This window comes from Mycobacterium avium subsp. avium, from assembly GCF_009741445.1.
GTDB lineage: Bacteria > Actinomycetota > Actinomycetes > Mycobacteriales > Mycobacteriaceae > Mycobacterium > Mycobacterium avium.
This window is the reverse complement of the sequence record NZ_CP046507.1, coordinates 4,646,427-4,671,360: the sequence shown is the minus strand read 5'-3', so window position 1 is coordinate 4,671,360 and position 24,934 is coordinate 4,646,427. Positions and strand designations below refer to the sequence as shown.

At 70.7% G+C, this 24,934-nt stretch carries 21 protein-coding genes and 1 pseudogene; 12 read left to right on the top strand and 10 right to left on the bottom strand.

Features of this window, described 5'->3' with window-relative positions; all coding sequences use genetic code 11:
• Positions 1-14: 14 nt before the first annotated feature.
• A complete protein-coding gene (locus MAA44156_RS21865) occupies positions 15-1,100 on the bottom strand; it encodes a GGDEF domain-containing protein (protein WP_009979675.1) in 1,086 nt (361 codons plus the stop codon).
• A gap of 167 nt (positions 1,101-1,267) precedes the next feature.
• Here MAA44156_RS21865 and fadD4 point away from each other — a divergent pair, with 167 nt between their 5' ends.
• On the top strand, positions 1,268-2,785 hold the full coding sequence (gene fadD4, locus MAA44156_RS21860; RefSeq protein ID WP_009979674.1) for a fatty-acid--CoA ligase FadD4: 1,518 nt from the start codon (positions 1,268-1,270) through the stop codon (positions 2,783-2,785).
• A gap of 3 nt (positions 2,786-2,788) precedes the next feature.
• Entirely contained in the window at positions 2,789-3,751 is a 963-nt protein-coding gene (locus tag MAA44156_RS21855; RefSeq protein WP_009979672.1) for an enoyl-CoA hydratase/isomerase family protein, read from the top strand.
• Positions 3,752-3,846: 95 nt separating this feature from the next.
• Here the strand turns inward: MAA44156_RS21855 and MAA44156_RS21850 are convergent, their stop codons facing one another.
• Positions 3,847-4,335: a CD225/dispanin family protein gene (locus tag MAA44156_RS21850; protein WP_009979671.1), complete on the bottom strand. Its 489-nt coding sequence runs from the start codon at positions 4,333-4,335 to the stop codon at positions 3,847-3,849.
• 77 nt (positions 4,336-4,412) lie between these two features.
• On the bottom strand, positions 4,413-5,561 hold the full coding sequence (locus tag MAA44156_RS21845; protein WP_029248647.1) for an acyl-CoA dehydrogenase family protein: 1,149 nt from the start codon (positions 5,559-5,561) through the stop codon (positions 4,413-4,415).
• A 133-nt stretch (positions 5,562-5,694) separates the two neighbouring features.
• Here MAA44156_RS21845 and MAA44156_RS21840 point away from each other — a divergent pair, with 133 nt between their 5' ends.
• From MAA44156_RS21840 to MAA44156_RS21830, 3 genes are all read left to right on the top strand, one after another.
• Complete coding sequence (locus MAA44156_RS21840; protein ID WP_023879429.1) at positions 5,695-6,717, top strand: MaoC family dehydratase; 1,023 nt, start codon at positions 5,695-5,697, stop codon at positions 6,715-6,717.
• Positions 6,718-6,785: 68 nt separating this feature from the next.
• The gene (locus MAA44156_RS21835) at positions 6,786-7,976 is read left to right on the top strand and encodes a CoA transferase (protein WP_011726350.1); all 1,191 of its coding nucleotides are present in this window, start codon (positions 6,786-6,788) and stop codon (positions 7,974-7,976) included.
• The gene (locus MAA44156_RS21830; protein WP_009979664.1) at positions 7,970-9,283 is read left to right on the top strand and encodes an amidohydrolase family protein; all 1,314 of its coding nucleotides are present in this window, start codon (positions 7,970-7,972) and stop codon (positions 9,281-9,283) included. Before MAA44156_RS21835 ends, MAA44156_RS21830 begins: the two co-directional genes overlap by 7 nt.
• 2 nt (positions 9,284-9,285) lie before the next feature.
• Here MAA44156_RS21830 and MAA44156_RS21825 read toward each other — a convergent pair whose 3' ends face one another.
• On the bottom strand, positions 9,286-10,185 hold the full coding sequence (locus MAA44156_RS21825) for an alpha/beta hydrolase (protein ID WP_031347585.1): 900 nt from the start codon (positions 10,183-10,185) through the stop codon (positions 9,286-9,288).
• 273 nt (positions 10,186-10,458) lie between these two features.
• Between MAA44156_RS21825 and MAA44156_RS21820 the strand changes: the two genes are divergently transcribed.
• The 5 genes and pseudogenes from MAA44156_RS21820 (at position 10,459) to MAA44156_RS21800 (ending at position 15,967) form a co-directional block, all read left to right on the top strand.
• Entirely contained in the window at positions 10,459-11,655 is a 1,197-nt protein-coding gene (locus MAA44156_RS21820; protein ID WP_003874080.1) for an alpha/beta hydrolase, read from the top strand.
• 44 nt (positions 11,656-11,699) lie between these two features.
• Positions 11,700-13,108: pseudogene (locus tag MAA44156_RS21815) on the top strand (WS/DGAT/MGAT family O-acyltransferase).
• A 139-nt stretch (positions 13,109-13,247) separates the two neighbouring features.
• Complete coding sequence (locus tag MAA44156_RS21810) at positions 13,248-14,033, top strand: crotonase/enoyl-CoA hydratase family protein (RefSeq protein ID WP_024637113.1); 786 nt, start codon at positions 13,248-13,250, stop codon at positions 14,031-14,033.
• Positions 14,034-14,120: 87 nt separating this feature from the next.
• Positions 14,121-15,650 (top strand): class I adenylate-forming enzyme family protein, encoded by a 1,530-nt coding sequence (locus tag MAA44156_RS21805; protein WP_009979659.1) that lies wholly within the window; start codon positions 14,121-14,123, stop codon positions 15,648-15,650.
• 20 nt (positions 15,651-15,670) lie between these two features.
• Positions 15,671-15,967: a hypothetical protein gene (locus tag MAA44156_RS21800; protein ID WP_003874076.1), complete on the top strand. Its 297-nt coding sequence runs from the start codon at positions 15,671-15,673 to the stop codon at positions 15,965-15,967.
• A 1-nt stretch (position 15,968) separates the two neighbouring features.
• On the opposite strand, the gene MAA44156_RS21795 is transcribed toward MAA44156_RS21800, so the two are convergent.
• The 4 genes from MAA44156_RS21795 to MAA44156_RS21785 form a co-directional block, all read right to left on the bottom strand.
• Positions 15,969-16,610, bottom strand: a complete 642-nt coding sequence (locus MAA44156_RS21795) for a TetR/AcrR family transcriptional regulator (RefSeq protein ID WP_003874075.1) — start codon at positions 16,608-16,610, stop codon at positions 15,969-15,971.
• Positions 16,611-16,634: 24 nt separating this feature from the next.
• Positions 16,635-16,766 (bottom strand): hypothetical protein, encoded by a 132-nt coding sequence (locus MAA44156_RS23705; protein ID WP_003874074.1) that lies wholly within the window; start codon positions 16,764-16,766, stop codon positions 16,635-16,637.
• Between the two features lie 315 nt (positions 16,767-17,081).
• On the bottom strand, positions 17,082-18,563 hold the full coding sequence (locus MAA44156_RS21790) for an aldehyde dehydrogenase (RefSeq protein WP_009979657.1): 1,482 nt from the start codon (positions 18,561-18,563) through the stop codon (positions 17,082-17,084).
• A gap of 45 nt (positions 18,564-18,608) precedes the next feature.
• Positions 18,609-19,376, bottom strand: coding sequence for a class I SAM-dependent methyltransferase (locus MAA44156_RS21785; RefSeq protein ID WP_009979656.1), 768 nt, complete (start codon positions 19,374-19,376; stop codon positions 18,609-18,611).
• A gap of 81 nt (positions 19,377-19,457) precedes the next feature.
• Between MAA44156_RS21785 and MAA44156_RS21780 the strand changes: the two genes are divergently transcribed.
• On the top strand, positions 19,458-20,624 hold the full coding sequence (locus MAA44156_RS21780; RefSeq protein ID WP_009979655.1) for a glycosyltransferase family 4 protein: 1,167 nt from the start codon (positions 19,458-19,460) through the stop codon (positions 20,622-20,624).
• On the opposite strand, the gene MAA44156_RS21775 is transcribed toward MAA44156_RS21780, so the two are convergent.
• Positions 20,608-22,305, bottom strand: coding sequence for an MmpA family trehalose lipid delivery protein (locus tag MAA44156_RS21775; protein ID WP_011726345.1), 1,698 nt, complete (start codon positions 22,303-22,305; stop codon positions 20,608-20,610). The two genes, MAA44156_RS21780 and MAA44156_RS21775, sit on opposite strands and share 17 nt — an antisense overlap.
• An 8-nt stretch (positions 22,306-22,313) precedes the next feature.
• Positions 22,314-23,570: a cell envelope lipid trafficking protein PgfA gene (gene pgfA / locus MAA44156_RS21770; protein WP_003874069.1), complete on the bottom strand. Its 1,257-nt coding sequence runs from the start codon at positions 23,568-23,570 to the stop codon at positions 22,314-22,316.
• Positions 23,571-23,691: 121 nt separating this feature from the next.
• Here pgfA and MAA44156_RS21765 point away from each other — a divergent pair, with 121 nt between their 5' ends.
• Positions 23,692-24,918, top strand: coding sequence for an acyltransferase family protein (locus tag MAA44156_RS21765; protein ID WP_023860770.1), 1,227 nt, complete (start codon positions 23,692-23,694; stop codon positions 24,916-24,918).
• Positions 24,919-24,934: the final 16 nt, after the last annotated feature.

Genomic DNA, 24,934 nt, shown 5'->3' with positions numbered 1-24,934 from the left:
CGGCTCAGCCCGATTCAGCCGGCGGTTCGGCGGGCCTTCTTCTCGACGTACATCAGCTCGTCGGCGCGGGCCAGCAGTTCGTCCACGCTGGCGGTGTCGAAGACCGGTGCGCGCACCAGGCCGACGCTGGCCGAGAGCCGGTAGGGCCGGTCACCGGTCGCGTTGAAAGCCGCGAACGCTTCGGCGAGCCGCTCCCGCAGCGGGGCGCTGTCCTGGTCGCTTTCGGTGACCATCACGCAGAACTCGTCGCCACCGATGCGGGCCAGGATGTCGGACTCGCGCCGGATGCTGCGCAACACCTCGGCGACGTCCTTGATCAGCATGTCGCCCGCGTCGTGGCCCTGCTCGTCGTTGACCTGCTTGAGCCCGTCGACGTCGAGAAAGGCCAGCACGCAGGCGTGGCCCAGCCGGTGCGAGCCGCTGAGCTTCTGCCCGGCCAGCAGGTAGAAGCCGCGACGGTTGTTCAGCCCGGTCAGCTCGTCGGTCACGGACAGCCGGCGGATCTCCTCGTTGGCCCGCTCCAGCGCGGCGGTGCGGTCGCGCACCCGCTGCTCCATCTCCGAGTAGATCGCGACGTTCTCCATGGCCATCGAGGTCGAGTCGGCCAGCGCCTGCAGCAGGCGCACCTCATGCTCGGACGGCTGATGCGGCTCGGCCCAGTAGTTGCCGATCGCGCCGATCGGGTCCAGTTTGCGGATCGGCACCATCACCAGGCTCTTGACGAAGGTGGGGCGGTACAGGTTGTGCGGGATGCGCGGGTCGCGGTAGATGTCGGGGATCACCGCCGCGTCGCGGTTGAGCATGGCCCATCCGCTGATGCACGACGTCATCGGGAAGCGGCTGCCCTTCCACAGCGGCGCGATCGCGTCTTCGTCGGCGTAGTAGCACCGGTCGTTGTCGCGCAGCACGAAGGTGGCGCCGTCGCAGCCGGTGAGCTCGCGCGCTGAGGAGCGGACGATGCGCTGGATGTCCGGCAGGCTGCGCGCCAGGGACAGTTCCTGAACCGCGTGCACCAGACGCTCCCTCCCGTCGACGTAGTCGTAGACGGCGAAGCGGCTCGATCCAGATGCGGGAGGTTGCGAGACCTGGTCGGCGGTCATCCCCACCTCCGGCGAAAGCGGCGTACCCGCCAAGGCTAGCTTTTGACGTCGACGACAGTGTAGGTATCGGCGCCGTCTTCGGCTCGCCGACCGGCTCGCCGACCGGGCCGCCGACTGGGCCCCGACCACTTGACACCCGTCAAGTTTGCCGGCGGTACAGTCTGCGCATGCAGATCCGCGAGTATCTCGGCGCCGGCAAGCCCGCCGTCATCCTCTACCCGTCCGGCACGGTCGTCACGTTCGACGACCTGGAAGCGCGCGCGAATCGGCTGGCCCACCGGTTCCGCAAGGCGGGTCTGCGCGAGGGCGACACGGTCGCCATCCTGATGGAGAACAACGAGCACATTCACGCGGTGATGTGGGCGGCCCGCCGCAGCGGCCTGTACTACGTGCCGATCAACACCCATCTGACCGCCGCCGAGGCCGCCTACATCGTCGACAACAGCTCGGCCAGGGCGATCGTCGGTTCGGCGGCGTTGCGCGACACCTGCGCGCGGATCGGCGAGCACCTGCCCGGCGGTCTGCCGGATCTGCTGCTGATGGCCGACGGCGACCTCGACGGCTGGGAGCGCTACCCGGAATGCGTTGCCGGCGAACCCGATACGCCCATCGACGACGAGCTCGAGGGCGACCTGCTGCAGTACTCGTCGGGAACCACGGGACGGCCCAAGGGCATCAAACGCGAACTGCCGCATGTCCATCCGGCCGAAGCCCCAGGCATGATGTCGGCGCTGGTCGGCTTCTGGATGACGCCCGAGTCGATCTACCTCAGCCCGGCTCCGCTGTACCACACCGCGCCGTCGGTGTGGTCGATGAGCGCGCAGGCCGGCGGCATCACCACGGTGGTGATGGAGAAATTCGACGCCGAGGGCTGCCTGGACGCCATCCAGCGGCACCGGGTCACGCACGGCCAGTTCGTCCCGGCGATGTTCACCCGCATGCTGAAACTGCCTGAAGCCGTTCGTCATTCGTACGACCTGAGCAGCCTGCAGCGGGTGATGCACGCGGCGGCGCCGTGCCCGGTGGAGATCAAGAAGCAGATGATCGACTGGTGGGGCCCGATCATCGACGAGTATTACGCCTCCTCGGAGGCCATCGGCTCGACGCTGATCAGCGCGGAGGAGTGGCTGGCCCATCCCGGTTCGGTGGGCAAACCGATGGCCTGCGAGATCCACATCCTCGACGAGAACGGCAACGAGCTGCCACCGGGGCAGGCGGGCGAGATCTATTTCAGCGGAGGGTATTCCTTCGAATACCTCAACGATGAGGCCAAGACCGCCGCCTCCCGCGACAAGCACGGCTGGGTCACCGTCGGCGACGTCGGCTACGTCGACGAGGAGGGCTACCTGTACCTGACCGACCGGCGCCACCACATGATCATCTCCGGCGGGGTGAACATCTATCCGCAAGAAGCGGAGAACCTTCTGGTCACCCACCCCAAGGTGCTGGACGCCGCGGTGTTCGGGGTGCCCGACGACGAGATGGGCCAGCGGGTGATGGCGGCCGTGCAGACCGTCGATCCCGGCGACGCCACCGACGAATTCGGCGCCGAGCTGCTGTCCTGGCTGCGGGATCGGTTGGCGCACTACAAGTGTCCGCGAGCGATCGCATTCGAGGAGCAGCTGCCGCGCACCGACACCGGCAAGCTCTTCAAGAGCGGGCTGATCGAGAAGTATTCGGTGTGACCGATGCTGCGGGTGGTCGACCTCTCCAGCGCGCCGCAGGACGGCCCCGCCTCACCGCCGGGTGTGATCGTCGCCGTCGGATCGGCTGACCAGATCGCCAGGTCCGAATTCTGGCTCGAGGCAGCGACTTTCACCCTCACCGAAGACGCCTGCACGGACCGTCGCGCCGTCACCGTCGATTCGGTGTCCACGTCGCTGGACGAGCTGACGGCACGCTGCCGGCGGTGGCCGCACGCCAGCGCGATCTGCGACGACGTGTTGCGCGCGGTGGATCCCGCGGGGCCGGCGGCGCGAGGGCTGCTGACTGAGTCGCTGGCGTATTCGACGCTGCAGGCCGGCCCGGAGTTCGCGCGCTGGCTCGACGAGCGCGGCCCGGCCCGCATGCCCGAGATCACCGACCCGGTGCTAGCCCGGCGCGACGGCGACGTGCTGCGGATCGCGTTCAACCGGCCGCAACGGCACAACGCGTTCTCCACCGATGCGCGCGCCGCGCTGCTGGAGGCGCTGGCGGTCGCCCAGCTCGACCCGTCGGTGACCGGAATCGTGTTGAGCGGCAACGGCCCCTCCTTTTGCAGCGGTGGGGATCTCGCCGAATTCGGCACCTTCGCCGATCCGGCCAGCGCGCACCTGGCGCGCACCCGGCACAGCCCGGCGCTGGTGCTCGACGCGCTGACCGCCCGGTTCGGCCGGGCGTGCCGCGCCGAGGTGCACGGCCGGGTGCTGGGCAGCGGACTGGAGATGGCGGCGTTCTGCGGGTGGGTCAGCGCCCGCGACGACGCGGTGTTCGGGCTGCCCGAGTTGGCGCTGGGGTTGATCCCCGGCGCCGGCGGTACCGTCAGCATCACCCGGCGGATCGGGCGTTGGCGCACGGCGTATCTCGTGCTGTCGGGCCGCACGGTCGGCGCCGCGACCGCGTTGTCCTGGGGGCTGGTGGACGAGGTAGAAGCGGCAACGGCCTCGTCGTAATCCGTTGTGTCGCTGTGGCTTGGAGTGGCCACAGGGCGGCGGTTGTTGTCGGTTCCGTTCCTACACTTACGCGAGGACGACGACCCCGTTTGACGTCAGAAGCCCGAATAGGTGGTGGTGGTCGTCGACGGCAGGTGCGAGACCACGAAAACCCCGGCGACGACGTAGATGAGCACGAAGATCACGGCGGCGACGGCGCCCACGATGGCACCGATGATGGCCCACTTCTTGGCGTTGTTGGCCGCCTCCTGCGCCTCGGCGTAGCGGCCCTGCGCCCACAGCCCGGAGACCTTGGTGGAGTAGACCATCGACACGATCCCCAACGGCAGGCAGCACAGCACGGTGCACAGGATCGCCCAGACCAGATAGTTCTCCGGCTCCGGCGCGACCTGCCAGCCGGGCTGGGGCGGGGGCCAGGCCCCGGGCTGCTGGCCCGGCCAGCCGCCCGGCTGCGGCGCCTGCCAGGCCGGCGGCGGCTGGCCCTGCCACGGCGGTTGCTGGCCTTGGCCTTCCGGCTGCTGCCATTCCGGTTGCTGGCCTTGCCATTCCGGCGAACCTCCGGGCGGCGCGGGGGGATTAGTCATGGCTGCTGCCTTTCCCTTCGGTTCAGAAGTCAGGCAAATATACTCCCAAACTTTGCGGGTCGGCCCCGATTGCGCCGTCAGATCCCGCCGCGGGTCACCAGTTGCCGGGCAATCACGTTGCGCTGGATTTCGTTGGTGCCTTCGCCGACGATCATCAGGGGCGCGTCACGAAAATACCGTTCCACGTCGTATTCCTGTGAATAGCCGTAGCCGCCGTGAATGCGCACGGCGTTCAGCGCGATCTCCATGGCGACCTCGGAGGCGAACAGTTTCGCCATCCCGGCTTCCATGTCGCAGCGTTCGCCGCTGTCGTAACGTTCGGCGGCATAACGGGTCAGCTGGCGGGCCGCGGTGAGCTTGGTCGCCATGTCGGCCAGATAATTCCCGACCGACTGATGCTGCCAGATCGGCTGCCCGAAACTCTCCCGCTGCTGGGCATAGGCCAGCGCATCCTCGAGCGCCGCGGTGGCGACCCCCAGCGCGCGGGCGGCCACCTGGATGCGGCCCGTCTCCAGACCCTTCATCATCTGCGAAAAACCCTGGCCCGCAACACCGCCCAGCACCGCCGTCGCAGGTGCCCGGAAATTGTCGAAGGACAGCTCGCAGGACTCGACGCCCTTGTAGCCCAGCTTGGGCAGGTCCCGCGACACCGTCAGGCCGGGCCCGTGCTCGACGAGCAGGATCGAGATGCCCTTGTGCCGCGGCGTCGCCTTCGGGTCGGTCTTGCACAGCAGGGCGATCAGGCCGGAACGGCGGGCGTTGCTGATCCAGGTCTTGGCCCCGTTGATCACCAGGGCGTCGGAGTCGGGGTCGGGCAGCGCGGTGGTCGACATGTTCTGCAGGTCCGAGCCGCCGCCGGGCTCGGTCAACGCCATGGTGGCCCGGATTTCGCCGCTGGCCATCCGCGGCAGGTAGGCCTGCTTCTGGTCCTCGGTGCCGAACAGCGTCAGCAGCTTGGCCACCACGGTGTGCCCGCCCATCGCCCCGGCCAGGCTCATCCAGCCGCGCGCCAGCTGCTCGGTGACCCGCACGTAGCACGGCATGGACACCGGCGAACCACCGTATTCCTCGGGCACCGCCAGCCCGTAGATCCCGATCCGCTTCATCTGCTCGATCCACGCCTCGGGATAGGCATCGGCGTGCTCCACCTCGCGCACGGTCGGTTTGACCTCGCGGTCGATGAACGCCCGCACCGTGGCGACCAGCATGTCCTCTTCGTCATTCACCTGTGCCCACCTCACCGATTCGCGCCGAACGTCGACTTGCCGGGCGAAAACCCACGAATTGGCGCCCACAAGTCGACGTTGGGGTCCGATCCGGATTGACCCTCGATTCTACAGCCTGCTAGCATGTGGCGTTGTGACCAGTGACGGGTATGCGCGAATTCGCGAGGGTGGACCGTACTTCGACGACCTCTCGGTGGGGCAGGTGTTCGACTGGGCGCCGTCGGTGACGCTGTCGTCCGGGTTGGCCGCCGCCCATCAGGCGATCCTGGGCGACCGGCTGCGCCTGGCGCTGGACGCCGATCTGTGCGCGGCGGTGACCGGCCTGCCCGCGCCGCTGGCCCACCCGGGGCTGGTGTGCGACGTGGCGATCGGGCAGTCGACGCTGGTGACCCAGCGGGTCAAGGCCAATCTGTTCTATCGCGGCCTGGTGTTCCACCGCTTCCCGGTCATCGGTGATTCCCTCTACACGCGCACCGAAGTGGTTGGGCTGCGCGCCAATTCACCCAAGCCGGGCCGGGCCCCCACCGGGATGGCGGCGCTGCGGATGATCACCATCGACCAGGCCGACCAGTTGGTGCTCGACTTCTACCGGTGCGGAATGCTGCCCGCCAGCCCGGAATTCACGGCCGAGGCTGGTTCGGTGCCGCACGACGACCTGTCCGGCATCGGCGCCGACGTGCCCGGCCCGGCGCACGATCCCACCGCGCAATGGGACGGCGACGTCTTCCGCACCGAGGTGCCCGGCCCGCACTTCGACCCCGCCCTGGCGGGTTCGGTGCTGCACAGCACCGGCGACGTCGTCAGCAGCGCACCCGAACTGGCCCGGCTGACGCTGAACATCGCTGCCACACATCATGATTCACGCGTCGGCGGCCGGCGCCTGGTGTACGGCGGGCACACCATCGGATTGGCGCTGGCGCAGGCCGCCCGGCTGCTGCCCAACCTGGTGACGGTGCTGGGCTGGCGGTCCTGCGATCACACCGGGCCGGTGCACGAGGGCGACACCCTCTACAGCGAACTGCACATCGAATCCGCCCGGCCCACCGAACACGGGGGCGTGCTCGGGCTGCGGTCGCTGGTGTACGCGGTCAGCGACACACCGGACGAGCGGGACCGCGCCGTGCTGGACTGGCGGTTCGACGCGCTGCAGTTCTGAGCGGCACGCCGGCGAGCACGCCCGCGAGCACCGCCGCGAGCACGGCGGCGAGCACGGCCCCGAGCACAATGGGTGACGTGAGCGCCGCCGCGACCGACTGGGGAGGTAGCGGGCTGGCCTATCTGACCGGCCTGCCCGACGGCCCCGCCGACTTCTCCCGCGCCCCCGTGCTGTCCCGGGCGCACCAGGTGGCGGCGGCCATCGGGGCCCGGCTGGGCGTCGACGCCGCCGCGGCGGTCCTGCTGAGCGGGCGGGCCGCCCTGCTCGGGCTGCGGCGCGCCGGTCAGGTGTCGCCCGGCGGGGCCACCCGGCTGCTGGCGGCCCGCGACGACCACTGCGCGCTCACCCTGTCCCGCGCCGACGACCTGGCCGCCGTCCCGGCGTTGCTGCAGGTCGACGACATGGCCGGCGACCCGTGGCCGGCGCTGCGGTGCTGGGCCGCCGGCCGGGCCACCGCCGAAATCGTCGAGCGGGCGACGCTGCTCGACATCCCCGCGGCGGCGTTGGGCGAGGCGCGCCCGGCCGCCGAACGCATCCAGCCGATCGCACCGGGCGGCGCGCCGCGTTCGCCGCGCGGCCTGCTGGTCGCCGACCTGTCTTCGATGTGGGCCGGCCCGCTGTGCGGGCAGCTGCTGGCCCGTGCCGGGGCCACCGTCGTCAAGGTGGAAAGCCCACGCCGCCCCGACGGCACCCGGGCCGGGAACCGGGCCTTCTTCGACTGGATGAATCACGGAAAGCTCTGCTACGGAATCGATTTCGACCGCGACGCCGACCAATTGCGTGAGCTGCTCACCGTCAGCGACATCGTGATCGAGGGTTCCCGGCCGGCGGCGTTGCGACGTCGCGGGCTCGGACCGGCCGACATCGCGCCTCGGCCCGGGCGAATTTGGCTGCAAATAACCGCTTTTGACGACGATCGGCCGGGCTTCGGTGATGACGCCGCGGTGGGCGGCGGCCTGGTGGGCACCAGCGCCGCGGGGCCGGTGTTCTGCGGCGACGCCATCGCCGACCCGCTGACCGGGCTGCATGCGGCCCTGGCGGTGGCCGAATCGCTGGGCCGCGGCGGCGGCGAACTCATCCGGCTGTCCATGGCCGGTGTCGCCGCCGGCTACGCCGCGCTGGGCACCGAGCCGCCGACGTCGGATGCGCCGGTGTCACCGCCGGCGCCCCCGCCGCCGTCGGGGCCGGCCTCCGCGCTGGGCGCCGACAACGCCGCCGTGCGTCACCTGGTCAGCCAAAGGCGTTGCCGGTCATGCTGATTCAGCGGGCCACGCTGCTGGACGGGACGGCGGCCGACATCCGGGTGGGCGCGCGGATCGAGGAGGTGGCGCCCGCGGATGACGGCCTGGCGGCCAGGGCGGGGGAGGGGGTGCTTTACGCCGGCGGCGGCACCGTGCTGCCCGGGCTGCACGACCACCACGTGCACCTGCGCTCGGCTGCCTCGGCGCTGGATTCGTTCTTCGTCGGGCCGCCCGGCGTCAGCACCCGCGCCGAGCTCACCCGGCTGCTGGCCAACGCCACGCCCGGACCCGACGGGTGGATCCGCGCCGTGGGCTATCACGATTCGGTCGCCGGCGCGCTCGACCGGACCGCGCTGGATGCCATAGTGCGCGACGTCCCGGTCCGCATCCAGCACCGCAGCGGCGCGCTGTGGATCCTCAATTCCGAGGCGCTGGGCCGGATCGGGCTGGCCGAACACCCGGACGGGCGGCTGCGCAGCGCCGACCGCGGCTGGTCGCAGGCGCTGGCGCACCGGGAGACCGACCTGGCCGAGCTCAGCCGCCGGATCACCGCGACCGGCGTCACCGGAGTCACCGACGCCACCCCCGACCTGGACGACGACGACCGGGCCGCGCTGGCCGCCGCCCACGCGCGCGGCGAATTCCGGCCCCGGCCCAGCTTCCTCTCGCCGGGCAAGAAGATCCTGCACGACGACCGCCTCAACCTCGACGCCCTCACGGAATGGGTTGCCGGACAGCACGACACGGGCCAGCCGGTCGCCGTGCACTGCGTCACCGCCGCCCAGCTGGTGGTGGCCATCGCCGCCCTGCGGGCGGCCGGCACCCACCCGCGGGACCGCATCGAACATGCCGCCGTGGTGCCCGACGACAACCTGGCCGATCTGGCCGAACTCGGGGTGACCGTGGTGACCCAGCCCAATTTCGTCGCCGAGCGCGGTGATCAGTACCTGGCCGAGGTACCCGCCGACGAGCACGACCAGTTGTGGCGCCTCGCTTCGCTGCGCGACGCGCGGGTGCCCGTCGCGCTGTCCACCGACATGCCGTTCGGCCACGGCGACCCGTGGACGGCGATGCGCGCCGCCGTGCACCGCACCACGCCCAGCGGCGTCGTGCTGGGCGCCCGCGAATGTGTCTCGGCGCGAACGGCTTTGACGATGTTTTTGGGCCGGGCCGACCAGCCGGACCGGGTGCGCAGCGTGCAGCCCGGCGAGCCGGGCGACCTGTGTGTGCTCAACGAGCCGCCGCACACCGCGCTGGCCGAACTGGACGCCGGCATGGTGGCCGCCACCATCATCGGCGGTGAGCTCGTCTACTTCGCGATGTGACCTCAGCCGGCCGGCGTCAGCGCGGCCCGCAGGCTGTTGCACTGGCTGTCGAAAAACCGCTGCGACACTTGAACTTTCGGCAAAATCAGGTCGAAGCCGTGGAAGGCGCCGGGGATGGTCTCCACCTGGCAGGGCACCCCGGCTGCCCGCAGCCGTTCGGCGTAGGCGAGGTCCTCGTCGTGGAACAGGTCATGGGTGCCCACCCCGATCCAGGCCGGCGGCAGTCCGCTGAGGTCGTCCCGCCGGGCGGGCACCGCGACGTGCGGGTCGGCGTCGCCGAGGTAGGCCGCCCAGCCGAACCTGTTGCTGCGGTTGTCCCACAGCCGATAGTTCGGGCTGGGCGCGGTGTCCGAGCTGCGGTCGTCGAGCATGGGATAGGTCAGCAGCTGGAATGCGGGGCTCACCTCGGCGCGGTCGCGGGCCAGCAGCGCCAGCGCCGCGGCCAGGCCGCCGCCGGCGCTGGCCCCGCCGATGGCGATGCGGTAGCGGTCCACCGACGGCAGACCGGCCAGCCAGGTCAGCGCCGTATAGCAGTCCTCCAGCGGCACCGGATACCGATGTTCGGGCGCCAGGCGGTAGTCCACCGATGCGACCGTGATGCCCAGCCGTCGGCTGAACCGGCTGCACAGCTGGTCGTCCTGCTGGGCGGTGCCCAGCACGTAGCCGCCGCCGTGGATCCACAGCAGCGCGGGCGTCGTCTCCGCGGCGCCGGCGGGCCGGAACAGGCGGACCCCCACCCCGGAACCGAGCGTGATCACCTCGACGTCGCGGACCGGCTTGCCCAGCCGCCCGCGCCAGGCAAGCGCCACCCGCATCAGCGGCAGCGTTCGCGGGCCGACCAGTCGTCGCGGCGCGAACCGGGCAAATCGTTGCAGGTCAGGATGAACATCGTTGTTCGGCACCGGATCAGTATCACCGACGGCCACCAGCGGGGCACCGCTATAGGGCGAGGCGATCCGCGAACCGGCCCTCCCGGCGCCGGGGTGATCGCCGGCCGCACCGCGCCGTGAGCGTGTCGCGCAGCGAAATCCGCTCCGCACAGCGAACCGTCGAATCGGTTTCAACAGCGTCGATACCGCGCACAGCGATCCCGCCGGGCAAAGCCCCGCGGCGCCCGCCCGCGGGTGTGGGCAATCGCCCGTTTCGCGGACCGGGACGGGGGTACAGTTCCGGCCATGGCGCCGGGCATGACTCCCTACCTGAAGTGGCTGCTGCGGGCCCGCCCCGCCGACTATGCGCTGGCCGTGAGCCTGGCCGGGGCGTCGCTGCCGGTGGTCGGCAGGCACCTCGAGCCGCTGGCCGGCCTGACGGCCATGGGCATGTGGGGCGCCCGGCACGCACCCGAGGTGATCTCGGCGGCCACCCGGGACATGTTCGCCCCGGGTGGCGGCGACGCGCGGCGCCGGGACCGGGAGAGCACGCAGCAGGTCTCCCTGGCGGCGTTGCGCGGGCTGGTATCGGCCGCCGAGCTGGAGAGCCAGTGGCCGGTGGCCCAGCGCACCCCGCCGATCTGGGACGGCGTGCGCCGGCACCGCCACCTGTATCGGCGCGCCGTCCACTATGGCCACCACCCGGCCCAGGTGCTCGACGTGTGGCGGCGCAAGGACCTGCCCGCGCAGCCCGCGCCGGTGCTGATCTTCGTGCCCGGCGGCGCCTGGGTGCACGGCAAGTCCATGGGCCAGGGCTCGGCGCTCATGTCGCGGCTGGCCGAACAGGGCTGGGTGTGCCTGGCGATCGACTACCGGGTGGCCCCGCACCACCGCTGGCCGCGTCACATCGTCGACGTCAAAACCGCCATCGCCTGGGCGCGGGCCAACGTCGACAAGTTCGGCGGCGACCGCAATTTCGTTGCGATAGCGGGATGTTCGGCCGGCGGCCACCTGAGCGCGCTGGCCGGGCTGACTCCCGACGACCCGCAGTACCGGGGCATGCTGCCCGAGGGCGCCGACACCTCGGTGGACGCGGTCGTCGGGATCTACGGTCGCTACGACTGGGAGGACCGCTCGACGCCGGAGCGGGTCCGGTTCGTCGATTTTCTGGAGCGGGTGGTGGTCAGGAAGTCGATCGCCCGTCATCCCGAGGTGTTCCGCGACGCCTCGCCGATCGCCCGGGTGCACCGAAATGCGCCGCCGTTCTTGGTGATTCACGGCAGCAAGGACAGCGTCATCCCGGTCGAGCAGGCCCGCAGCTTCGTCGAGCGGCTCAGGGCGGTGTCGCATTCGACGGTGGGCTACCTGGAGTTGCCCGGGGCGGGCCACGGATACGACCTCATCGACGGCGAGCGGGCCGGTGCGGCGGCACACGTGTGCTCGCTGTTCCTCGATCAGGTTCATCGCAGCAAGACGCGGATCGGGGCAAAAGAGGTCATCTAAGCTGCCTGCGCTGAGTATGGTCCCTCTATGGGTAAGGGGCAGCGGTGAAGAGGCTTAGCGGCTGGGACTCGGTACTGCTGTACAGCGAAGCGCCGAACGTGCACATGCACACCATCAAGGCCGCCGTCATCGAACTGGACGCCGATCGGCGCTCCCTGGACGTCGCCGCGTTCCGGCAAGTCATCGCCGGCCGGCTGAACAAGCTCGATCCGTTCTGCTACCAGCTCGTCGAGGTCCCGTTCAGCTTCCACCACCCGATGTGGCGGGAGAACTGCGAGATCGACCTCGACTACCACATCCGCCCGTGGCGGGTGTCCCCGCCCGGCGGCCGACGCGAACTGGATGAGGCCATCGGGCAGATCGCCAGCACGCCGCTGGACCGCAGCCGCCCGCTGTGGGAGATGTATTTCGTGGAAGGCTTGGCCAACAACAGGATTGCGGTGGTCGGCAAAATCCATCACGCCCTCGCCGACGGTGTCGCCTCGGCCAATCTGCTGGCCCGCGGCATGGACCTGCAGCCCGGGCCGGAGGCCGGGCCGTATGTCTGCGATCCGCCCCCGACCACCCGCCAGCTGATGGTGTCGGCGTTCGCCGATCACCTGCGCCACGTCGGGCGGCTGCCGCACACCATCCGCTACACCGCCCAGGGTTTGGGCCGGGTGCGGCGCAGCGCGCGCAAGCTGTCCCCGGAACTGACCCGGCCGTTCGAGCCGCCGCCGACGTTCATGAACCACAAGCTCACCCCGGAGCGCCGGTTCGCCACCGCCACCCTGGCGCTGGCCGACGTCAAGGAGACCGGCAAGCGGCTCGGCGCGACGATCAACGACATGGTGTTGGCGATGTCGACGGGGGCGTTGCGCACCTTGCTGCTGCGCTACGACGGACAGGCCCAGCCGCTGCTGGCGTCGGTGCCCGTGAGCTTCGACTTCTCCCCGGAGCGGATCTCCGGCAACCGCTTCACCGGCATGCTGGTGGCACTGCCCGTCGACCACGACGCCCGCTGGAGCGGGTCGCCGCCTGCCACCAAAACGCCATCTCCGCCAAGGAAAGTCACCAGTTGATGGGCCCCGAGTTGGTCAGCCGGTGGGCGGCCTACATGCCGCCCGCACCCACCCGGGCCTTCTTCCAGTGGGCGTCCGCCCGCGACGGGCACAACAAGATCCTCAACCTGAACATCTCCAACGTCCCCGGGCCGCGGGAACGCGGCCGGGTGGGCGGGGCGCTGGTCACCGAGATCTACTCGGTGGGTCCGCTGACCGCCGGCAGCGGCCTCAACATCACCGTGTGGAGCTACGTCGATCAGCTCAACATCTCGGTGCTCACCGACGGGGCCACCTGCAAGGACCCGCACGAGGTGACCGAAGCCATGGTCCAGGACTTCATCGAAATACGAAGGGCCGCAGGGTTTTCCGAAGACCTCACGGTCGTCGAGGCGGCGATGGCACCGGCCTGACCGGTCCGCTCCGACCGCCGTTCAGCTCCGGCGGTAACCGGAATCTCGGGGTACGTCAACGCCGTTCCGGCCGACCGTTACCATCGGTCCGACGGTCGCAGTTGGTGCGCCACCGATACCCGAAGGAGCTGTGCGGCACGTGAGCACTGGGAACGAAGAAGCCGGCGAACCCGAGGTCCTGGTCGAACAACGGGATCGGATCCTCATCATCACGATCAACCGGCCGAAGGCCAAGAACGCGGTCAACGCCGCGGTGGCCAACGGACTGGCCGCCGCCGTCGACCGGCTGGATAGCGAGCCCGGTCTGTCGGTCGGCGTCCTGACCGGGGCCGGCGGCTCCTTTTGCGCGGGTATGGATCTGAAGGCCTTCGCCCGCGGCGAGCTGCCCATCGTCGAGGGCCGCGGCATGGGTTTCACCGAACGCCCGCCGGCCAAGCCGCTGATCGCGGCGGTCGAGGGTTACGCGCTGGCCGGCGGCACCGAGCTGGCGCTGGCCACCGACCTGATCGTCGCCTCCAAGGACGCGGCCTTCGGCATTCCGGAGGTCAAGCGCGGCCTGGTCGCCGGGGGCGGCGGGCTGCTGCGGCTGCCGCAGCGCATCCCGTCCGCGATCGCCATGGAGCTGGCGCTGACCGGTGACAACCTCAGCGCCGAGCGGGCGCACGCGCTCGGCATGGTCAACGTGCTGGCCGAGCCCGGCAGCGCGCTGGACGAGGCGATCGCGCTGGCCGAGAAGATCGCGGCGAACGGGCCGCTGGCGGTGGCCGCCACCAAGCGGATCATCGTCGAGTCCCGCGGCTGGAGCCCGGAGACCATGTTCGCCGAGCAGAACAAGCTGCTGGCCCCCGTGTTCTCCTCCAACGACGCCAAGGAAGGCGCCATCGCGTTCGCGGAGAAGCGGCCCCCCAAGTGGACGGGCACCTGATCGGTCCCGGGCGGTGATCTAAGCTACAGTCGGACATGACACTTTTGGCCGGCTTTGTAACGTGCTGACACCGCAGGAAGACCGAGGATGAGCATTTCGCTGCTGCTCGAGATGGCCGCGTCGAGCAACGCCGAGCGCACGGCGGTGGTCTCGCAAGACGTGCGGCTGACCACCCAAGAGCTCAGCGATCTCGCCGACGGCGGGGCGGCGGTGGTGGCCGGTTCGAACGCCAAGCACCTGGTGTACGTGGGCACCGGCGGCGTGCTGCTGCCGGTGCTGATCTTCACCGCGGCGCGCGCCGGGGTGGCTTTCACGCCGATCAACTACCGGCTCTCCGCCGAGGGCATCCGGGCGCTGATCGAGCGGCTGCCCGAGCCGTTGGTGGTGGTCGACGCCCGCTACCGCGACATGGTCGGGGAGGCGCCGGGCGGGGTCATGGACTCCGACGACTTCCTGGCCGCCGCCCGCGCCGCCGAGCCCGCCGCGGACGCGTTCGCCGACCCGGACTCCGTCGCGATCGTGCTGTTCACCTCGGGCACCACCTCGCAGCCCAAGGCCGTCGAGCTCTCGCACAACAACCTGACCAGCTACATCACCGGGACCGTCGAATTCGGGGCGGCCGACGAAACCGACGCCGCGCTGATCTGCGTCCCGCCGTACCACATCGCCGGGGTCAGCGCCGCGCTGTCGAATCTGTATGCCGGCCGCAAGATGGTGTACCTGCCGAATTTCGATGCGCGGGAATGGGTTCGGCTGATCAACGCCGAGAACGTGACGACCGCGACGGTAGTGCCCACCATGCTCGACCGCATCGTCACGGTGCTGGAGAACGGCGACCCGGACACCGGGGCGCCGATCGAGCTGCCGTCGCTGCGCAACCTGGCCTACGGCGGCTCCAAGGTCGGCCTGCCGCTGGTGCGCCGGGCGCTGGAGCTGCTGCCTCACGTCGGCTTCGTCAACGCCTACGGCCTCACCGAGACCAGCTCGACCATCGCGGTGCTGACCCCCGACGACCACCGCGCGGCGCTGGCGGCGACCACTCCCGAGGCCGCGCGGCGGCTCGGATCGGTGGGGCAGGCGGTGGCCGGCATCGAGCTGCAGATCCGCGACGAAGCCGGAAATGTGTTGCCGCCCGGGGAAACCGGGGAACTGTTCGTGCGCGGCGAGCAGGTCTCGGGCCGCTACACCGGGATCGGCTCGGTGCTCGACGAGGACGGCTGGTTCCCGACGCGCGACATCGCCATGCTCGACGACGAGGGCTATCTGTTCATCGGCGGGCGCAGCGACGACACCATCATCCGCGGCGGGGAGAACATCGCGCCCGCCGAGCTGGAGGAGGTCCTGGTCGAGCATCCCCACGTGCGCGACGTCGCGGTGGTCGGCGTCGAGGACCCGCAGTGGGGCCAGGCCATCGTCGCGGTGGTGGTGCCGGCGGCCGGTGTCGAACCCGATCCCGAGGAATTGCGCGAGTTCGTCCGCAAGAGTTTGCGCGGTTCGCGCACGCCCGACGAGGTAGTGTTTCGCGACGAGCTGCCCACCACCGCCACCGGCAAGGTGTTGCGGCGGGAGATCATCGCGACCCTAGCCGGATTGCGCGCCGCACCGGCCCAGCAGTAAGCGATCAAGGACGGAAATCAATGATCAAGAACGGAACTCGTCTCGCCAGCCAGGTGTGCGACACCCAGGTGATCGTCGTCAGGAGTGCGGACAGCCTCGACGACCTGCGCTGCGGCGGGGTGCCGATGGTCCCGGTGGGTGCCGAGCGCTCCGGTGAGTTGGACCCGTCGTTCGCCGACGGCACGGTGATGGGCAAGCGCTACGTCGACGAGACCGGCGCCGAGGTGCTGGTGACCAAGCCGGGCGCGGGAAGCCTGAGCATCGGCCAGACGCCGCTGCAGCTCAAAGAGGTCAAGCCGCTACCGGCCAGCGACTGAGTCACCGCGAGCCGGGTTGCTTGCCCGGGATCTTGTTGCGTACGACGAATTCCCTTGCCTTGATCAGGAATTCGAGTTGCTCGCCGACCTGATGTAGCGGGCCGGCGTTGCGGGTCGAGCGGGACAGCACGATGCCGCCCTCCAGCGCGGCGATCGACATCACGGCCAGCGACGCGGCGTCGGCGTCGTCGAAGCCGTCGTTGACGAAGGCGCGGGTGAGCGCGGTGCACCAGCGGCCCAGGATGGCGCCGGCCTCGGCGGACAGCTTGGGGCCCTCGTCCTCCGAGCAGCCGATCGCCGCGGCCACGACCGGACAGCCGGCGGTGAAGCCGCCCTCGGTCAGCAGCCGCTCCCAGTATTCGACGAACTCGCGCAGCAGCGCCCGGCCGCCGCGGCCGGCCGCCTGGTCGATGAGGGCGGTGATCGAGTCACCCGAATAGCGCAGCGCCTCGGCCAGGATCTGGTTGCGTCCGTCGGGGAAGTGGTAGTAGACCGAGCCGCGCGGTGCGCCGCTGCGGGCCAGCACCGCATCGATGGTCACGCCGGCGGCGCCGCGCTCGCGCATCACCTCGGCGGCGCTGGCCAGCATCTTGGTCCGGGTGCCCCCGCGCTTGGCCGGGGCCTGCTGCTTGGTGGTCGGCACTGTCAGTGAGTCCCGGGGCCGGCGTCAGGCGGCGTGCGAATGCCGCAGTGCCGGCCAGTGCATATGACGTGGGCTGAAGCGGAAGGTGCGGCGCCGCAAGTCGGGCATCTCGCGGGTGAATTGGTAGCCCGCGACGTTGAGCTCAATGATCCACATGATTGGTATCTCCCGGCCTGTGTGCAGCCCTTGATTATGCTAAGAACCATATAAGACGCCCGTAAATTAAGCAATTTCTCAGGCGCAATGTGACGTATACCGCACAAATACGCCGGCTCGCGGGCCGCCCCGCTCGCTTACGCCCTGGTAAATGGCCGGAAAATATGCTCTATTGCATAATCGTGGCGAGCCGGCGCCGCCCCCAAGGCGCCGGGCCAAGCCGGCGCCGAGCCCCCCAAACGCCGAACGTGCACTCACGGCGAAAAACCGGAAGGAAATTCGCGCTGAGTGCACGTTCGGCGGGCGCGGACAGTCCTAGCCCTCGAGCGTGTAGCCCATCGGCATCAGCACGCTCTTCTGCTGCGTGAAGTGCTCGACACCCTCGGGCCCGTTCTCCCGGCCGATGCCGGAGTTCTTGTAGCCGCCGAACGGGCAACACGGGTCGAACGCGTACCAGTTGATCGCGTACGTGCCGGTGCGGATCTTCTCCGACACCGCGATGCCCCGCTGCACGTCGGCGGTCCACACGCTGCCGGCCAGGCCGTACACCGAGTCGTTGGCGATTTTGATCGCGTCCTCTTCGGTGTCGTAGGGGATGATCGACAGCACCGGCCCGAAGATCTCCTCCTGGGCGATTGTCATCTTGTTGTCGACGTCGGCGAACACCGTCGGCTGCACGAAGAAGCCGCTGTCCAGACCCTCGGGGCGGCCGCCGCCGCACACCAGCCGCGCGCCCTCCTCGATGCCCTTGGCGATGTAGCCCTCGACCCGCGCCCGCTGCTTCTCGCTGATCAGCGAACCGATCTGGGCGGCCGGGTCCGACGGCAGACCCACCGGCAGCGACTGCACGAAAGTGCTTACCGCATCCACGATTTCGTCGTAGCGCGACCGCGGGGCCAGGATGCGGGTCTGGGCCACGCAGGCCTGCCCGCTGTTCATGATCCCGGAGAAGACCAGCATCGGCAGCGCCGAGGGCAGGTCGACGTCGTCGAGGACGATGGCCGCGGATTTCCCGCCCAGCTCCAGGGTGCACGGCTTGAGCATGTCGGCGGCGCGACGGCCGATCTCCCTGCCGACCGCCGAGCTGCCGGTGAAGGAGAAGATGTCGACGTCGGTGTTGGACGTCAGCGCCTGCCCGGTCTCGATCCCGCCGGGCACCACCGACAGCACGCCCTCGGGCAGCCCCGCCTCGGCGAAGGCCTCGGCCAAAGCGTTTGCGCTCAGCGGTGTTTCGGCCGCCGGCTTGAGCACCACCGTGCAGCCGGCGAGCAGCGCCGGGCCCAGCTTGTTGACGGCCAGGAACAGCGGCACGTTCCAGGCGACGATCGCGCCCACCACGCCGATCGGCTCGCGGTGCACGATGCTTTGCCCGTAGCCCCCGGTGCGCACCTCTTTCCACTTGACCTGGTCCACCGCCGGACCGGCGAAGAAGTTCAGCGCCCCGATGGAGCTCATCCAGTGCATCGTTTCCACGCTGGTCGGCGGCTGGCCGGTCTCGGCGGCGAGCAGCCCGGTGAACAGGTCCTTGCGCTCCTCCATCACCTTGAGCGCGTTGGCGATCACGGCCGCGCGCTCCTTGGGCGGGGTGGTCGGCCACGGGCCGTTGTCGAAGGCCGCGCGGGCCGCGGCCACCGCGGCGTCCACGTCGGCCGCCGCGGCCAGCGGCACCTTGCCGACGTACTCACCGGTGGCCGGGCAGTGCACCTCGATCACCTCGGAGGTGGACGGTTCGGTCCACTTGCCGCCGATGAAAAGCTTGTCGTATTCGGTCTTGGCCTGAGTCTGGATGTCGCTCATGGGCGCCACCCTACCCAAGCCGAGGCAAAACGAGAACACGTTTCACTATTGGGGTTGCAGGACCAGCACCAGATTGCTGACCAGGAACTCGCGCAGCACCGGGACCGAGGTCAGCCACCACGCCCATCGCGGGTGGTAGCGGGGAAATGCGGCCAGCTCGGCGCCGGTGCACGCCGCCCACGCCAGGCCGTCGGCCACCGACACCTCGAACAACGACGACCCGTAGTTGTTTTTGGCCGGATGGCCGTGCTTGCGGGCGTAGCGCGCGGCGGCGCGGGACCCGCCGAGGTAGTGGGTCAGGCCCATCTCGTGGCCGCCGAACGGGCCCAGCCACACGGTGTAGGAGAGCACCGCCAGCCCGCCGGGCCTGGTCACCCGCAGCATCTCGGCGCCGAGTTGCCAGGGCCGCGGCACGTGTTCGGCGACGTTGGAGGACAGGCAGATGTCCACCGAGTCGTCGGCGAACGGCAGCGCCATGCCCGAGGCGCGCACGAACGTGCCCGTGTCGGCGGCGACGACGGGGCCGGCCGCGTGCATCTCGCCGGGATCGGGCTCGACGCCCAGATAGCGGACGCCGGCGTCGGCGAAGGCCGCCGCGAAATACCCCGGCCCGCCGCCGACGTCTAGCAGGGTGCGGCCGGCCGCGGATTCGCCGTGCCCGGCCCGCCACAGGTCGTCCACCATCGCCGCGGTGTCGGCCGCCAGCGCGCCGTAGAAGCGGGCCGGCTCCGACCGTTCGTAGCGGAACTGCGACAGCAGCCGCACCGAGCGGGCCAGCGTCGCCCGGCGCGCGAAGATGTCGGTCACGGCCACGGGGCAACCTTATGCAGGCTTATGCGGGCACGACGCGCATGGCGCGGCCCGCGGCGCCCGTCCGGCTAGGCTGAACCACTGATGTCTTCCTTGCGCTCCGTGCTGCTGCTGTGCTGGCGCGATACCGGGCACCCGCAGGGCGGCGGCAGCGAGGCCTATCTGCAGCGCATCGGCGCGCAGCTGGCCGCGGCCGGCATCGCGGTCACGTTGCGCACCGCCCGCTATCCCGGGGCGCCGCGCCGCGACGTCGTCGACGGCGTCCGGATCAGCCGGGCCGGCGGCCGCTACTCCGTGTACATCTGGGCGTTGCTGGCGATGGCGGTCGCCCGGCTGGGGCTGGGGCCGCTGCGCACGGTGCGGCCCGACGTGGTCGTCGACACCCAGAACGGCCTGCCGTTTCTGGCCCGGCTGATCTACGGGCGCCGGGTGGTGGTGCTGGTGCACCATTGCCACCGCGAGCAGTGGCCGGTGGCCGGGCCGGTGCTAGGCCGGCTGGGCTGGTTCGTCGAGTCGACGCTGTCGCCGCGGCTGAACCGGCGCAACCAGTACGTGACGGTGTCGCTGCCGTCGGCCCGCGACCTGGTGGCCCTCGGCGTCGACGGCACGCGGATCGCGGTGGTGCGCAACGGCCTGGACGAGGCGCCCGCGCCGTCGCTGTCCGGGCCTCGCGCCGCCGCGCCGCGGGTGGTTGTGCTGTCCCGGCTGGTGCCGCACAAGCAGATCGAGGACGCGCTGGAGGCCGTCGCCCGGCTGCGGCCGCGGGTGCCGGGCCTGCATCTGGACATCGTCGGCGACGGCTGGTGGCGGCAGCGGCTGGTCGAGCATGTCGACCGCCTCGGCATCGGTTCGGCGGTGACGTTTCACGGTCACGTCGACGACGTGACGAAACACCATGTGCTGCAAGGGGCTTGGGTGCACCTGCTGCCGTCGCGCAAGGAGGGCTGGGGTCTGGCGGTGGTCGAGGCGGCCCAGCACCGGGTGCCGACCATCGGCTACCGCTCCTCGGGCGGCCTGTCGGACTCGATCGTCGACGAGGTGACCGGGATATTGGTGGACACCCATGCCGAGCTCGTGGACCGGCTCGAGCAGCTGCTCGCCGACCCGGTGCTGCGCGACCAGCTCGGCGCCAAGGCGCACACCCGCAGCGGCGAATTCTCTTGGGCGCAAAGCGCCGACGCGATGCGCGGCGTGCTCGAAGCGGTGCAGGCCGGCCGCACGGTCAGCGGCCTGGTCAGCGGGCGCGGCTGACCCCGCGGCGCCACCACGCACCGAGTAGGACACCGGCCCCGCTGCCGAGCAGCAGCACCAGCCAGGCCAAATGCGCGATCAGCGTCGCCGCCCGGCGATCGGCGGCCACACCGGCGGTGTGCCCGCCGATCCGATAGAGCGCGATCTCGTCATCCCGGTACACCGGCGCCGCCGCGCCCAGGGTGTGCGCGGCGGCGCCCACCTCGCCGGCGCTGTCGGCCTCCAGCACCAGCCAGCCCACCCCGGCGGCGGCCAGCGCCGCCGGATCGGGCCCGGACAGCAGCAGCTCCTGCACGGCCCGGGCGTGCGCGCCTTCACCGGCGATGGTGGTTCCCGAGATCACCAGGTCGCCGGTGCTCAGCACGTCGGCGCGCACCCAGCGGGGCAGCGGGTCGAGCACCGGCGCCGGGCCCGACCAGGAGAACAGCCGCATGGTGCCGGCCGGCAGCACCGCGACCGCGTCGGGCCGGGCATTAATCGCCGCCGCGACGGCCGGCCAGCCGCGCGGGTAGCGCACCGGCGACACCCTGCCGCCCACGCCCCAGACCAGGTCGGGCAGCGCCAGGATCAGCGCCAGGCAGCACACCAGCGCCGGGGCGGCGGCCCCGAAAAGCCGGCGCCGCAGCGTCAGCACCGCGCCGGCACCGGCCAGCGCGTAGCCGGGCACCGCCAGCGCCACCCACTTCTGCCCGTCGCGCAGCACCCCGACACCCGGCGCGGCGTCGACCACCGCGCCCAGCAGCCGCAGCCCCGGGCCGGTGGCCAGCCCCGCGGGGATCAGCACCGCGGCCGCCGCCAACACCAGCAGCGGCACCGCCGCCGGACGGCGGGCCACCGCCGGCAGGCCGACGGCCACCACGCCCAGCAGCACCACGGCCGAGGCCACCGCGAAAAGCGTTGTGCGCGAACCGGGTACGGCGTCAGCGTTCCAGATGCCGCCCAGGCTGGCCAGGCTGGTCAGCGTGCCCAGGCCCGGCTCGGCGCGCGGCGCGAACGCTTCCACGCCGAGCCGGTTGGCCGGCGTGTGCGACGGCAACGCCGCACCCGTGACCGCGGCGACCAGCCAGGGCAGCGCCGCCACCGCCGCGGCGCCGATCGCCGCCGCGGCCCACACCCAACGCCGCCGGCCCGCACCGGCCACCGGCACGCAGGCCAGCGCCACCGCCGCCGCCAGCAGCAGACCGGTCGGGGTCAGCCCGGCCAGCGCGATGAAGAACGCCAGCCCGAAAAACCCGGCCCCGCCCGTCCGCAACCCCAGCATGGCCGTCGCCACCCACGGCAGGCAGCCGTAGCCCACCAGCAGGCTCCAATGGCCTTGCAAAAGCCGTTCTGCCACATAGGGATTCCAGATCGCCAGCGTGGTTGCCACGAATTCGCCGGGCATTCCCGCGCCCGGCAGCACGAGCGCGACCAGCCGGGCCGCGCCCCAGCCGGCCAGCCACAGCCCCAGCAGCAGCAGCGTCTTCACCACGACCCCGCCGTCGAGAAGGTGGGAAGCCAGCGCCACCGCGAAATCCTGCGGAACCGCGCGCGGCGCGGCCGTCAACCCCAGCGCGGTGTCGGACAGATAGGACCGCGGTGTCGACACCGCGTCCCGCAGCAGCAGATACCCGGGCCTCAACAGCGGCCCGACCACCAGCAGCGCCAGGACCAATGCGTACCCGGGCCGGGTCCAGCGCACGCGGCGGGCTATTCCCGGTCGGGCGGCTTGGCCTCGGTCGGCCCCGCCTCGGTGGGCTCGTCGGGACCGGACTCGGAGCGCAGATCGGGACGTTGGGTGGGCAGTTTCTCGGTCTCGGCTTCGGCGCCGGACACCGGCTCTTCCAGCCCGCTGCGGCCGAAGAAGTCCTGGTCGCCGCGGTCCAGGCCGGGGTCGGTCAGCGCGCTCTCGCTGCGCAGGCTGAACGAGGCCAGCAGCCCACCGCCCACCAGCGCGATCAGCCCGACCGCGGTGAAGGTGATCGGCAGCACCCGCGACCACAGCGCCAGCCGGTCGCGCTCGTCACGGGCCGCGTTGACCTGGGACTCGACCGTGTCCTCGTTGGAGGTGACCTTGTAGTCGGCCAGCGTGAGCTCCGGCTTGAGCGGATCGCGGGCGAAGTAGTGGTGGGCGTGCTCGGTCTGCTTGACGATGGTGCCCGACACCGGGTCCACCCAGAACGTGCGCTGCGCCGCGTAGAAGCGGGTCATGGTGATCTGCTCGTTCGGGTCGCCGCCCTGGATGCCCCACATCGACGCCGGGGCGGTGAACTTGGAGTCGGTCGCCTGGTCGGCGTACAGCGACGGGTAGGCCACCGGGGCCACCAGCTTGCCGTCGGCGTTGTAGCCGACGTTCTGGGTGAACTTGTAGGTGGTCAGCCCGTTGACGTCCTCTTGGCTGTCGTAGTTGACGTCGAACGGCTTCTGCGCGATCGGGTCGAAATAGGGGTACGTCTTCTTCTCGGTGTGGAACGGGAACCGGTAGGACAACCCGTCGTGGCGCAGCGGGATCGCGGTCGGCGGGTTCTCGTCGTTGATGGTGCGCGGCTTCTGCACCGCGCCGCCGGTGTGGGTGTCGTCGGAGACGGCCGTGGCGGTCTTGCGGTTGAGCGTGACGGTGTCGACGATCGCCAGCAGCAGCCCGGTGTCCTTCTGCTTGTCGGTGCGCCGCAACGAGCTTCCGACCTGCAGCGTGACGACGTCGGCGTTGGCCGGCGACTCGACGCTGATCTGCTGCTGGGACACCAGCGGCACGTTCTGGTTGACCACCACGTGGTCGGTGGACAGCGACGCCGAGTCCAGGGCGGTCCCGGTGCCGTCACTGATCAGCGTGGCGTCGACGTCCAGCGGGACCTTGGTGATCCGGCTGGTGGTGTACGTCGTCAGCAGCAGCGCAGCGATCAGCAGGGCAGCTCCGAGTCCGATGATCCCGCATGCGGCGAACCGCAACATGACTGCTCGGTTCACGTCGCTGTGCCCTCCTCATGATCCCTTGCGTGTCTGTGCCGCGACCCGACCCGAGCAGGTGGCCCGGGGCAAACTCGTTTGACCCTAACAGCAGAAAGTAAGGCGGCGGCTTACCAACCTGATGCCCGGGTGTACCCGTTCTCCGGGCCGCGCGCACAGGCAAACTGTGGTGGTGAGCGATGACCAGCGGGTGGGCGGGGTGCGCAGCTTCCTGCCCGCCGTGGAGGGCATGCGCGCCTGCGCGGCCATGGGTGTGGTGGTCACCCACGTCGCGTTCCAGACCGGGCACTCCAGCGGCGTCGACGGCAGGCTGTTCGGCCGCTTCGACCTTGCGGTGGCGGTGTTCTTCGCGCTGTCGGGTTTTCTGCTCTGGCGCGGACATGCCGCGGCGGCACGGGATTTGGCGCCGCGCCCCCGCACCGGCCATTACCTGCGGTCCCGGGTGGTCCGCATCATGCCCGCCTACCTGGTGGCGGTCGTGGTGATCCTGACCCTGTTGCCCGACGCCGATCACCCCAGCCCGACGGTGTGGCTGGCCAACCTGACCCTGACCCAGATCTATGTGCCGCTCACGCTGACCGGTGGGCTGACCCAGATGTGGAGCCTGTCCGTGGAGGTCGGCTTCTACCTGGCGCTGCCGGTGCTGGCGTTGCTGGCCCGCCGCCTCCCGGTGACCGCGCGGGTGCCGGCGATCGCCGCGCTGGGGGCGCTGAGCTGGGCGTGGGGCTGGGTGCCGGTGCACCCCGGTTCGGGCCTCAACCCGCTGAACTGGCCGCCGGCCTTCTTCTCCTGGTTCGCCGCCGGCATGCTGCTGGCCGAGTGGGTGCACGGCGGCATCGGCCGGCCGGTGCGGTTGGCGCAGAGCCGGACGGGCCGGGTGCTGCTGGCCGTCGTCGCGGTGGCCGCCTACCTGGTTGCGGCCTCGCCGCTGGCCGGTCCCGAGGGGCTGGTGCCGGGCACCCCCGCGCAGTTCGCGGTGAAGACGGCGATGGGCTCGCTGGTGGCCTTCGCGCTGATCGCCCCGTTGGTGCTGGACCGGATGGACACGCCGCACCGGGTGTTGGGGACGACCGTGATGGTGACGCTGGGGCGCTGGTCCTACGGCCTGTTCATCTGGCACCTGGCGGCGCTGGCCATGGTGTTCCCGGTGCTCGGCACGTTCCCGTTCACCGGCCGCATGCCCGCGGTGTTGGTGTTGACGCTGATCTTCGGCTTCGCGATCGCCGCGGTCAGCTACGCCCTGGTCGAGTCGCCCTGCCGGGAAGCCTTGCGCCGCTGGGAGAAACGCCACCAGCCCGCCGCGCCGCGCCAGCTCATCGACGCTGAGGCCGACGCAATCGCGCCGTGATCTCGTCGCGGACCGC

Coding starts and splice junctions, on each gene's coding strand:
- MAA44156_RS21865 (WP_009979675.1), bottom strand. CDS start 1,100: ATGACCGCCGACCAGGTCTCGCAACCTCCCGCATCTGGATCGAGCCGC.
- fadD4 (WP_009979674.1), top strand. CDS start 1,268: ATGCAGATCCGCGAGTATCTCGGCGCCGGCAAGCCCGCCGTCATCCTC.
- MAA44156_RS21855 (WP_009979672.1), top strand. CDS start 2,789: ATGCTGCGGGTGGTCGACCTCTCCAGCGCGCCGCAGGACGGCCCCGCC.
- MAA44156_RS21850 (WP_009979671.1), bottom strand. CDS start 4,335: ATGACTAATCCCCCCGCGCCGCCCGGAGGTTCGCCGGAATGGCAAGGC.
- MAA44156_RS21835 (WP_011726350.1), top strand. CDS start 6,786: ATGGGTGACGTGAGCGCCGCCGCGACCGACTGGGGAGGTAGCGGGCTG.
- MAA44156_RS21830 (WP_009979664.1), top strand. CDS start 7,970: ATGCTGATTCAGCGGGCCACGCTGCTGGACGGGACGGCGGCCGACATC.
- MAA44156_RS21820 (WP_003874080.1), top strand. CDS start 10,459: ATGGCGCCGGGCATGACTCCCTACCTGAAGTGGCTGCTGCGGGCCCGC.
- MAA44156_RS21805 (WP_009979659.1), top strand. CDS start 14,121: ATGAGCATTTCGCTGCTGCTCGAGATGGCCGCGTCGAGCAACGCCGAG.
- MAA44156_RS21800 (WP_003874076.1), top strand. CDS start 15,671: ATGATCAAGAACGGAACTCGTCTCGCCAGCCAGGTGTGCGACACCCAG.
- MAA44156_RS23705 (WP_003874074.1), bottom strand. CDS start 16,766: ATGTGGATCATTGAGCTCAACGTCGCGGGCTACCAATTCACCCGCGAG.
- MAA44156_RS21790 (WP_009979657.1), bottom strand. CDS start 18,563: ATGAGCGACATCCAGACTCAGGCCAAGACCGAATACGACAAGCTTTTC.
- MAA44156_RS21780 (WP_009979655.1), top strand. CDS start 19,458: ATGTCTTCCTTGCGCTCCGTGCTGCTGCTGTGCTGGCGCGATACCGGG.
- MAA44156_RS21765 (WP_023860770.1), top strand. CDS start 23,692: ATGCCCGGGTGTACCCGTTCTCCGGGCCGCGCGCACAGGCAAACTGTG.